This is a genomic window from Dyella sp., assembly GCF_051962475.1.
GTDB lineage: Bacteria > Pseudomonadota > Gammaproteobacteria > Xanthomonadales > Rhodanobacteraceae > Dyella_A.
On the sequence record NZ_JBQCCF010000061.1, the window covers coordinates 1 to 11120 of the forward strand.

Annotated in this window: 6 protein-coding genes; all 6 read left to right on the top strand. The window is 69.0% G+C overall.

Annotated features, from left to right (window positions below; genetic code table 11):
- Positions 1-119: 119 nt before the first annotated feature.
- The 6 genes from ACTHJF_RS13315 (at position 120) to ACTHJF_RS13340 (ending at position 11040) form a co-directional block, all read left to right on the top strand.
- Positions 120-884, top strand: a complete 765-nt coding sequence (locus ACTHJF_RS13315) for an ABC transporter ATP-binding protein (protein WP_440267534.1) — start codon at positions 120-122, stop codon at positions 882-884.
- On the top strand, positions 881-3316 hold the full coding sequence (locus tag ACTHJF_RS13320; protein ID WP_440267535.1) for an ABC transporter permease: 2436 nt from the start codon (positions 881-883) through the stop codon (positions 3314-3316). The genes ACTHJF_RS13315 and ACTHJF_RS13320 overlap by 4 nt, the downstream gene beginning before the upstream one ends.
- Before the next feature lie 64 nt (positions 3317-3380).
- A complete protein-coding gene (locus ACTHJF_RS13325) occupies positions 3381-5828 on the top strand; it encodes an ADOP family duplicated permease (protein WP_440267536.1) in 2448 nt (815 codons plus the stop codon).
- Complete coding sequence (locus ACTHJF_RS13330) at positions 5828-8251, top strand: ADOP family duplicated permease (protein WP_440267537.1); 2424 nt, start codon at positions 5828-5830, stop codon at positions 8249-8251. Before ACTHJF_RS13325 ends, ACTHJF_RS13330 begins: the two co-directional genes overlap by 1 nt.
- A gap of 28 nt (positions 8252-8279) precedes the next feature.
- Entirely contained in the window at positions 8280-9677 is a 1398-nt protein-coding gene (locus ACTHJF_RS13335; protein WP_440267538.1) for a sigma-54-dependent transcriptional regulator, read from the top strand.
- Entirely contained in the window at positions 9664-11040 is a 1377-nt protein-coding gene (locus ACTHJF_RS13340) for a sensor histidine kinase (RefSeq protein ID WP_440267539.1), read from the top strand. Before ACTHJF_RS13335 ends, ACTHJF_RS13340 begins: the two co-directional genes overlap by 14 nt.
- Positions 11041-11120: the final 80 nt, after the last annotated feature.

An 11120-nucleotide genomic window follows, 5' to 3' on the forward strand; every position in this document is an offset into this window, starting at 1 on the left:
TCATGTCTTGCCCCCCTGCGGGGTGTTTTATTTTTTTGTGTTCCAAAAAAACACCCAAACTCTTCCCCGGGTGCCGCGCTCCTGCATTCACACACTCATCCATCCAGACGGGAATCATGATGAACCCATCGTCCAGCGTCATCGCCCTCGACGGCATCCGCAAGGTGTTCCAGACCGACGAGGTGGAAACCCACGCGCTCAGCGACGTGCACTTCGACGTGCATCGCGGCGAGTACGTGTCAATCTCCGGCCCCTCCGGCTGCGGCAAGACCACGCTGCTGTCGATCCTCGGCCTGCTCGACACCGCCAGCGCCGGCAGCTACGTGCTCAACGGCCACGACGTAGCCCAGCTCGATGCCGCCGCGCGGGCGCGCATCCGCAACGCCGAGATCGGATTCATCTTCCAGGCGTTCAACCTGATCGGCGACCTCACCGTGCAGGAAAACGTGGAGCTGCCGCTGACCTACCGCGGCGGCATCGGCACCGCCGAGCGGCGCGCGCGCGTGCACGAGGCGCTGGAGCGGGTGGGCATGGCGCACCGTATGCGGCACTACCCGGCGCAACTGTCCGGCGGCCAGCAGCAGCGTGTGGCGGTGGCGCGCGCGCTGGTCGGCAAGCCGGCGATCCTGCTGGCGGACGAACCCACCGGCAACCTCGATTCGCGCAATGGCGAAGCGGTGATGGCCCTGCTCGATGAGCTGCACCGCGGTGGCGCCACCATCTGCATGGTCACCCACGACGCCCGCTACGCCGAACTGGCCCAGCGCAAGATCCGCCTGTTCGACGGCCGCGTGGTCGACGAAGACACCTTCGAGCGCCTGCGCCGCGAAGACGAGGCGCGGCTGGATGCGCTGATCGGCCCGCGCGTGGGAGTGGATGCATGAACATCTGGCTGGCCGAGATCTGGCGCGCCTGGCGCGCCAGCCTGCGCCGGCCGGGCTTCTTGCTGCTGGCCAGCGGGGTGCTCGCACTCGGTATCGGTGCCAGCGTGGCGGTGTTCGCCCTGATCGACACCATCCTGCTGCGTCCGTTGCCGCTGCCGCAGCCAGCGCAGGTCGTGGCGATCGGCCGGATGCGCGGCGGTGAGGTGCGCTTCATGTCGCCGCTGCAGTATCGCCACCTGACATCGCTGGACGGTCTACGCTCGCTCGGGCTGTTCCAGACCGACGTGGCGGCGAACGTCACCGAGACGGGCGCGGCGGAGCAGGTGCCGGCGGTCTATGCCGATCGCGGGCTGCTGCCCTCGCTGGGCCTTTCGCCGGTGCTCGGCCGCAACTTCAACGCGGACGAGGATCGCCCTGACGGCGCGCCGGCGGTGCTCCTCGGCTATGGCTACTGGCAACGTCACTACGGCAAAGACCCCCGGGTGATCGGGCAGCGCCTGTCGATCGAAAGCGTCCCGCACACCATCGTCGGCGTGCTGCCGCTTGCTTTCCACGCGGTGGTGGGTGCGGACGACGTGGTGTTGCCGCTGGCGTTGCCGGCCGACAGCCGAGAGGACGCGGCCAACTACTTCGGCGTCGCGCGCCTCGCCGCCGGCACCGGCGTGGCGGCGGCATCGGCGCAGATCGATGCACGGCTCAAGGCGATGTATCGGACGATGGGCGATGCGGACGCCCCAGGGAACCGCTACGGCGCGGAGGATTTCGCTTCCTGGAAGCATAAAGGCGCACACGCCATCCTGATGCTCTTCCTGGCCAGCGGCGGCTTCGTGCTGCTGATCGCGTTGGTGAATCTGACCAACCTGATGCTGCTGCGCACGCTGTCGCGCAGCCACGATGCCGCCGTGCGCAGCGCGCTGGGTGCGCCGCTGCTGCGACTGGTGCTGCCGGCGCTGAGCGAGGGACTGCTCGTTGGCGGATGCGGCACCCTGTTGGGCCTGCTGCTCGCAGCGGCGGGGCTGACGTCGTTCCAGAAGTTCATCCCAGCGGAATGGCTGCCGGACGGCGGAGTGCGGATGGGCGCCGCAGCCTGTCTGCTGGCCCTCTCCGTCGGCCTGGCCGGTGCATCGCTCGCCGCGTTGTTCGCGGTATGGCGCAGCCGGCGCAGAGGCGCGCTGGAGGACCTGCGCGAAGGCGGACGCAGCAGCATCGGCATGCGCAGCGGCCGGCTCGGCCGCACCCTGGTGGTGGCGCAAGTGATGCTGGCGGCCGTGCTGCAGTGCGCGGCCGGCCTGTTCATGCATGCGCTGTACGACGCGTCGCGGCTGCCGCTGCGCTTTGCCGGTGGCAGCATCCTCACCTTTGAACTGGCGCCGGTGAAGGCGGACTATGCGAATGCGGCGGCGGTGGAGACGCTGGCGCAGCAAGTGGTGCGCCGGTTGCGCGAGATCCCCGCGATCACCGATGCCGCCGTGACGACCAACCTGCCCAGCAGCGTCGGCGTCTTTGGGCAGCTCAACACCAACGTCGACCTGCCGGACGGCTCGCAGGCAAATGTGCAGTACCACGGGGTCGACCCCGGCTTCTTCGCGCTGTTTTCCATTCCGCTGCACGAAGGGCGCACCTTCACCCGCGACGACATGCGCGGCAACGAGCTGGTCGCCGTGGTCAGCCGCAACCTGGCGCAGCAGATCGACGGAGGCCACGCCCTGGGGAAACGGATGCAGGTCGAGGGCAGTGGAAACTCACGCTGGACCCTGCGCATCGTTGGCGTGGTCGGCGACACCTACCAGGACGGTCCGCTGCATCCGCAGGAGGAGGTGTTGTACGTGCCGCTGGCGCAGGTGCCCGAGCCGTTGATGACGGTGTTCCGCAGCTTCGAGCCATTGCGTTTCGCCGTGCGCGGCCAGGGCGACGCGGCGAACTGGCAGGCGGCCGTCCGCGCGGCGGTCACCGAGGTTGCGCCGCGGCAGCCGATTGCTCACCTGCGCTCGATGGGCAGCATTGTGCGGGAGACCACGCGCGATGCCCGGCTCAGTCTTTGGCTGATCGGCCTGTTCGCTGGGCTGGCCCTGGTTTTGGCTGCCGCCGGCATGTACGCGGTGATGGCAGTGGCGGTGTCCTCGCGCGAGCGCGAGCTGGGTGTGCGCATGGCGCTCGGCGCGCCGCCGCGGCGGCTGGTCGCGCTGGTGCTGCGTGGCGGCCTGCTGCAGGTCGTCGCCGGTCTCGTGCTGGGTGTCGGTACATCGCTGCTCGCCGCACGCTGGCTGTCGATGCTGCTGATGGGTCTGCTCGGTCGCAGCGAAGGGTTCGATCCGATCGTCTTACTCGGCGTGTCCGTGGTGCTGCTGGCGGCAGGCCTGCTCGCATGCCTGCTGCCCGCTGTGCGCGCGGCGCGGGTGCATCCGATGCGCGTCCTGCGGGCCGACCCGTGAATCCGCGCAACGACTCCGACCGGCCCGTCGCCGCGCGGCCAAACCATTCCGAGGGAGCGAAGGCATGAGTATCTGGTTGAGCGAAATTCTTCGCGCCTGGCGTGCCAGCCTGCGGCGTCCCGGGTTTCTGCTGCTGGCGACCGGCGTGCTGGCGTTGGGCATCGGCGCCAGCGCAGCGGTGTTCGCATTGATCGAGGGCACCTTGCTCAAGCCGCTGCCTTATCCGAACGCACAGCGACTGGTGGCGGTGGGCATGATGACGGACAACGGCGCGGCAACCTCACCCGAGCTACACCAGCACCTGATGGGGATGCAGGGCGTTGAGTCGATGGGCATCGTGACGTCGATGGCGCCCTCCAACGTGATGATCGAAGGGCGCCCGATGCAGGTGCCTACCTTGCTGGTGGACCATGGCCTGCTACCGACGCTGGGGGTGCGCCCCGCGCTGGGGCGCGGCTTCACCGCCGCCGAGGATCGGCCCGGCGGCCCGCTGGTGGTCATGCTTGGCCATGCCTTCTGGACGAGCCACTACGGCGGCAGTCCCCGGGTGCTGGGGCAGAGCCTGACGATTGAAGGGAAGCCACACACCATCGTTGGCGTGTTGCCGGCCGGCTTCGAACAGCTCGGCAGGATCTTCGATCCGACCGGCGATATTGCTGTGGTTCTTCCCACTGCATTTCCTGCGAGCAGCCACGACGACGGCACCAACTACATGAGCGTGGCGCGGCTGGCGCCCGGGGTTGTGATCGGTTCGGTGTCGGCACAGGTGGACACCCGCACGAGGGCGTTGATCGATTCCGCACCTCTGACGACGTCGCAGAAGAGCTGGCTATCGCGCCAGCGCTTCGTTGCGATCGATTTGCAGAGCCAGATGCACCACGGCGCGCGCGGGGCGTTGCTGCTGTTCCAGGGAAGCGCCTGTCTGGTGCTGCTGATCGCGCTGGTAAACCTGGGCAATCTCATGCTGCTGCGCTCGCTGGCCCGCAGCCATGATGGCGCCGTACGCCGTGCGTTGGGCGCATCGCTGTGGCGCGAGTGGTTGCCGACATTGGCCGACGCGCTGCTGATTGGTGTATGCGCGTCCCTCGTCGGCATGCTGCTGGCGTGGGCCTCCCTGCATGTGTTGCGCGAGGTGGTCTCCAGTGATGTGGTCGACCTGCGTGCGGCGGTGCTGGATGGCTTCATCGTATCGCTGTCGCTATTCGTTGGCGTAAGTACGGCCTTGATGGCCGCCGCGCTGGGCGTGTGGCGCAGCCGCAAGTGGGTCGACATGGACCATTTGCGCGAAGGCGGGCGCAGCGGCCTCGGCCGGGCGGAGCAGCGGCTGGGCCGCGTGCTGGTGGTGACACAGGTTGTGCTGGCGACCTCCTTGCTTCTCGTCGCCGGGCTGTTCCTGCACGCCCTGTACGACGCGGCCCATGCGCAGCTGGGGTTCTCCGATCAGCGCATTCTGACCATGGAGCTAGCACCGGTGAAAGCGGCTTATCCCGATGCGGCCAGTGTCCAGCAGCTGACCCGTGAGGTGCTCGATCAATTGCGCGCGCAGCCAGGAGTGGAGAGCGCGATGGCCGGCACCAACCTGCCGGTAGGCCAGCAGTTGAATCTGCCGGCTCATGCGCCGGGGGAGGAGCCCTCCTCGATGCAGTTCCGCGCCATCAGTCCGGACTTCTTCGCGACGTTCGGCATTGCGTTGCGGCAAGGGCGGGCGTTCGACGCGCATGACACGCGCGGTGGCGAAACGGTGGCCATCATCAACAGTGAATTGGCCGATCACGTCTACGGTGGTCGTCCCCTGGGAAAACTCATCGACATCCTCTCCGGCCCGGATATGGTCGAAGCGCGTATCGTCGGCGTGGTGGAAAACACCAGTCAGTACGGACCGCTGGGGCCACAGCCGCCCATCGTCTACCTGCCTTTGGCACAAACGCCGGGCAAGTTGATCGAGCTGGTGCGTAGCTTCGAGCCGCTGCGCTTCGCTATTCGCGTACGGGGCGACGCACTGAGCTATCGCGCAGCCATGCGTGAAGCAGTGGCGCGGGTAGCTCCGACGCAGCCGACCGCCAACCTGCGCACGCTGACGTCCATCGTCGAGAGCACCACGGCCGACGCACGACTGGATCTGCTCCTGATCGGCGTGTTCGCCGTACTCGCCCTGGTGCTCGCCAGTGCAGGCCTGTACGCCGTGATGGCGGTATGGGTCGCCGCGCGCGAACGCGAGATCGGCGTGCGCATGGCGCTGGGATCTTCCTCGACGAAGCTGCTCGCCTGGGTGCTGCGCAGCGGCGCGATGCAGGTAGTCATCGGCCTGGGCATCGGCCTCGTGCTGACGCTGGCTGCATCGCGATTACTGCGCAAGCTGATGTTCGACACGTTGGGGAATGATCGCGCCCTCGACCCCTGGACGCTGGTGGGGGTGGCTATCGTGCTGTTGGCGGCCGGCCTGCTGGCCTGCCTGCTTCCCGCGTTGCGCGCGTCGCGGGTACAGCCAATGCGCGCATTGAGGGGAGAGTGATGATGGTCGTGCAGGAGTTCCGTGGAGCCTTGCGACGGCTGCTCAAGCGGCCCGGTTATGCGCTGTTGTCGGTGGCGGTGCTGGGCGTCGGGCTGGGCGTGACCTTGTTCCTGTTCTCGCTGGTCAACACGCTGATCATCGAGCCGCTGCCGATGCCGCAGCCGGATCGGCTCATGGCGGTAGGCGCGCCATCGTTCCACGACAACGGCATCGAGACGATCGACAGCGCAGACTACTTGGCTCTGCGCGGGGGCATGCAGAACGTCGATGCGATGGGTGCGTACCTGGGCACCGGTGTGAGCGTGGACCAGGGCCAGGGCGGGACCTATCAGGTGGGCAGCCGCATGACCGCCTCGATGATGTCCCTGCTCGGTATCGAGCCATTGCTGGGCCGTGTGCTCCAGCCGTCGGACGAAATGCCCGGTGCGCCACAGGTGGTGATGCTGGGTGAATCCCTGTGGCGGCGCGGCTTCCATGCCGATCCGCACATCGTCGGCCGTGCCATCCGGGTCGATGGCGCCTGGGCCACGGTAGTGGGCGTGGTGCCCGGGCGCATGACGCGCCTGCCGGTCACCGACAACCAGGTGTGGATGCCGATGACGCTGCGCCCGGGCGAGCATAGGAATGTCTGGGGCGTGGCACGCCTGGCGCCGGGTGTCCAGCTGGCCCAGGCGCGAGCCGAACTGGACGCGTGGAACGCACGGCTCCAGGCGGCGATGCCGGCGGGCACGCGCATGCGCGGGGTCACCATCAAGCCGTGGAAATACGGCTTCGTGCCCGAGGACATGCGCCGCTGGGTGTGGCTGATGTTCGGTGCCGCCGTGCTGGTGCTGCTGCTGGCGTGCGTCAACGTGGCCAATCTGCAACTGGTGCAGGCGCTGCAGCGACGCCATGAACTGGCGTTGCGCAGCGCGCTGGGCGGCAGCCGCGCGCGTCTGATGTGCAGCGCGCTGGCGGAAAGCCTGTTGCTGAGTCTGGCCTCGCTGGCCGTGGCCCTGCCCATCGTGCACGCGGGCAACCGCTGGTTCATGGCGATCGTCTTCGCGCAGTCTCCGGACGGGATGCCCGTGTATAACTTCAGCGTTGACGCCCGCGTGCTGGCGGCGGCGCTGCTGGCTGCATTGCTCAGCACGCTGCTGGCCGGTGTGATTCCCGCATGGCGCGCTTCGCGCCCTGATCTGCAGGATGCGCTGCGCGACGGTGCCAAGGGCTCGGGTGGTGGTTTCGCGCGCATGGCCAGGGTCATGGTGATCGCGGAGATCGCGCTCACCGTGGTGCTGCTGGTGGGGGCGGGAACGTTCGTGCGTGCAGTGGACAGCGTATTGTCGCAGCCGGTGGCGGGTGCGTCGTACGGCACGCAGGTGCTCACCGCCAACGTGCTGTTGCCGCCTGCGGCGTATACGGACGATGCGCAGCGGATTCGCTTTTTCGATGCGGTGGTCGAGCATCTGCACCAGCAGGCCGATGTGGTCGATGCCACGGCATCGGACACCGTGCCCGGTGCGGTGCTCGGCAGCCACGAATCGATCTCGCTGCCGGGGCAGCCCGAGCCGACAGAGGGCTGGCCGCGGGCGCAGATGGGCCTCATCGATCCGCACTTCCTCGCGACCTACGGCGTACGCCTGCGCGAGGGTCGGTTCTTCGATGCGCGTGACCGCATGGACAGCGCGCCGGTGGCGGTGGTCGACGCCAAGATGGCCGCGGCGATGTGGCCGCACGGCGATGCGCTGGGTCGCACACTGGTGCTCTGGCCCGGCCGGAAGCAGGCGCGGCAACTGACGGTGATCGGGGTGATCGAGCCGCTGCAGCTGGACGGCCTGCTGGAAAGATCTCTGCCGGGGCTGCTGCTGCCGCTGGACCAGGCAGTGGGCCAGCGTCCTCTGCATGACGTGGGGCTGGCGCTGCGCGCGCATGCCGATGCTCGGCGCCTCGAGCGACCCCTGGCTGACGCGGTGCGCGCGGTCGATCCGCAGGCGGCGGTCTACGATGTGCGCAGCCAGGCCGAAGCGGTGGCGAAGGGACGCGTGTATCTCACCGTGCTCACCAGCGTGTTCGGTGCTCTGGGCTTGGTCGCCCTGCTGCTGGCAGGCGCAGGTCTGTATGGCGTGCTGGCGTTTTCGGTGGCGCAGCGCACGCGCGAGATCGGCATCCGCCGCGCGATCGGCGCCGGGCATGCGGCGATCCTCGGTGATTCCGGGCGGCAACTGGTGTGGCAGCTCGGAACCGGACTGGGGATCGGCCTGCTGCTGTCGATACCGTGGTCGAACGTGCTGGCCGACCCGGGCCTGCACACACAAGCCCATGACCCGGCAGTTTTCGTAACCGTCTTCCTGCTGGTGGCGGGCGTGTCGGTCCTGGCCTCGCTGGTGCCGCTGCTGCGCGCGCTGCGCGTCGCCCCCGCCGTCGCCCTGCGCTACGAGTGACCATTACACTGACGGGATGGAAGACGGCGTGGCACGTGAATCGAATCCGACAGTATTGCTGGCCGACGACCAGGCCGACGTGCGTGAGGCGCTGCGACTGCTGCTGAAGTCCGAGGGTGTCGCGAGCACCGGCGTGGACGGCCCCGTCGGCGCGCTGGACGAAGCGCGCCGGCGCACGTTCGATGTCGCCCTGGTCGACCTCAACTACACCCGCGACACCACCTCCGGTGCCGAGGGGCTGGAGCTGCTGGAAAAGCTGCGCCAGCTCGATCCGGAACTGCCGGTGGTGGTGATGACCGCCTGGGGCAACGTGCCGTTGGCGGTGGAAGCGATGCGCCGCGGCGCCGCTGACTTCATCGAGAAGCCCTGGGACAACACACGCCTCCTCGGCGTGCTGCGTGCACAGATGGCGCTGGCGCGCAGCGCGCGGCGGCAGCGCCGGCTGGAGGCGGAGAACGCGCTGTTGCGCGAAGAGGGCGATGCCGAATTCATCGCCGAGTCGCCGGCGATGCAACGAGTGCTGGCGCTGGTGGCGCGGGTCGCGCCGAGTGACGCGAACGTGCTGGTGCTCGGCGAGAACGGCACCGGCAAAGGCGTGATCGCGCAGCGCATCCACGCGCTGTCGGGGCGCGCGGCGCAGCCGTTCGTGAAGGTCAACATGGGCGGTATCGCCGAGACAGTGTTCGAGTCGGAGATGTTCGGCCACGTGCGTGGCGCGTTCACCGACGCCAAGAGCGAGCGCATCGGTCGCTTCGAGCTGGCCGACGGCGGCACGCTGTTCCTCGACGAGGTCGGCAACGTGCCGGCCTCGCAACAGCCCAAGCTGCTGCGCGTACTGGAGGACGGCGAGTTCGAGCGGCTGGGTTCCTCGCGCACCCAGCGCACCGACGTGCGGCTGGTGTCGGCCACCAATGCCGACCTCGCTGCCGACGTGGCGGCCGGGCGCTTCCGTCGCGATCTGCTGTACCGGCTCAACACGCTGGAGATCGTGCTGCCGCCGCTGCGCGAGCGCAGCGACGACATCGTGCCGCTGGCCCGCGCCGCACTGGCGCGCAGCGCGCAGCGCTATGGTCGCGCCGGCCTGCGACTGGCGCCCTCGGCCGAACGCGCGCTGTTGGCCTACGCCTGGCCGGGCAACGTACGCGAACTCGGCCACCTGATGGAGCGCGCCGCCTTGCTCGCCGAGTACGACGAGGTCGGCGCCGCGGCGCTGGCTTTTGGCCGCACCGAGTCGACCGACGGCGGCTTCGAGCAGATGACGCTGGAGCAGGCCGAGGGCTGGCTGGTGCGCCGCGCGCTCGATCGCTTCGACGGCAACCTGCTGCGCGCCGCCGACGCGCTCGGCATCACCCGCCAGGCGCTGTATCGGCGGCTGGAGAAACACGGCCTGCGCGATCCGGCGGACGCCGACGATGGCGACGCCTGAGCCATCGCCGACGCCATCGGCACGGCCGGGGTCGGCGCGGCTGCCGGCCTACGAGCGGCGCATTCTCGACGGCAGCGCCGTTATCGCTGCACCCGGGCTGATCGTTGCTGCACTCCTGCTCAGCGGTCACGCCGCTGTGCACGCCATAGGCATCTGGCTGGTGCTCGCCGCATCAGTCGCCACCGCGCTGCTGATCCGCTGGCAGTGCCGCCGCCTGGTCTACCCACTGCACACGCTGTCGAGCCTGCTCGATGCGCTGCGCCTGGGCGACTACAGCCTGCGCGGCACCGCCGGCGGCGCGCTGGACGACCTGGTCTACGACATCAACGCGCTGGCCGAACGGCTGCAGCAGGAGCGGCTGCAGTTCGAGGAATCCTCCTACCTGCTCGGCAAGACCCTGGCGGCGCTGGACAACGCCGTGCTGGTGTTCGACCAGGATGCGCGCCTGCGTCTGCTCAACCCCGCGGCGCAGCGGCTGCTGCAGGCCGAGCGCCACCAGCTGTTTGGCCGTCTCGCCCACGATCTGGGTCTGCAGCCGCTGCTGGACCTGTCCTCCGGTCAGCTGGTGAACCATCGCTTCAGCGGTCGCAGCGGCCGGTTCGAGATCCGTCATGCGCCGCTGCGCACCGATGGGCGCAGCGGTCGCCTGCTGGTGATCAACGATGTGGGGCGGGTGCTGCGTGAGGAAGAGCGGCAAGCCTGGCAACGCCTGCTGCGCGTGCTCGGGCACGAGGTGAACAACTCGCTGGCGCCGATCCAGTCGATGGCCGGCACCCTCGCCAGCCTGGCCCTGCGCGAGCCGCTGCCGGAGGACTGGCGCGAGGACTTTCGCGGCGGACTCGAGCTGATCGGCCATCGCGCCGGCGCGCTGTCGCGGTTCCTCGCCAGCTACAGCCAGCTCACCCGGCTGCCACCGCCGCGGCCGGCGGCGGTGGCCTTGCCGGCGCTGCTGGACAAGGTGGCGCGCCTGGATGCACGCCGGCCGGTGCAGCTGGCGCCCGGCCCGACGGTGACGGTGAACGTGGACGCCGACCAGCTGGAGCAGGCGTTGATCAACCTGGTGCGCAACGCCGTGGAAGCGAGCCTGCCAGTCGAAGGCGAGGTGCTGCTGCGCTGGCGCGTGGAACCGGACCGCGTGGTGATCGAGGTGCTCGACGAGGGCGAAGGGCCGCCGGTCAGCGACAACCTGTTCGTGCCGTTCTTCACCACCAAGCCGGGCGGCTCGGGCATCGGCCTGGCGCTGGCGCGTCAGGTGGCCGAGGCCCACGAGGGCGGCGTCAGCCTGCTGGCCCGCACCGATACGCCCGGCGCCGTGGCGACGCTCTGGCTGCCCCGACCCCCCGCCCAACCGGAGCCACCGTAGGAGCCCGCTCGCGCGCGTGGGGGTAGGCGCGGTGCGCGATCCAAGGCCCAGTTCATCGCGCCGGATCGGGGTCCTTCCGT

Bases quoted from the DNA above. Each gene is read 5' to 3' on its own strand.
- ACTHJF_RS13325 (WP_440267536.1), top strand. From the start codon at position 3,381: ATGAGTATCTGGTTGAGCGAAATTCTTCGCGCCTGGCGTGCCAGCCTG.
- ACTHJF_RS13315 (WP_440267534.1), top strand. From the start codon at position 120: ATGAACCCATCGTCCAGCGTCATCGCCCTCGACGGCATCCGCAAGGTG.
- ACTHJF_RS13340 (WP_440267539.1), top strand. From the start codon at position 9,664: ATGGCGACGCCTGAGCCATCGCCGACGCCATCGGCACGGCCGGGGTCG.
- ACTHJF_RS13320 (WP_440267535.1), top strand. From the start codon at position 881: ATGAACATCTGGCTGGCCGAGATCTGGCGCGCCTGGCGCGCCAGCCTG.
- ACTHJF_RS13330 (WP_440267537.1), top strand. From the start codon at position 5,828: ATGATGGTCGTGCAGGAGTTCCGTGGAGCCTTGCGACGGCTGCTCAAG.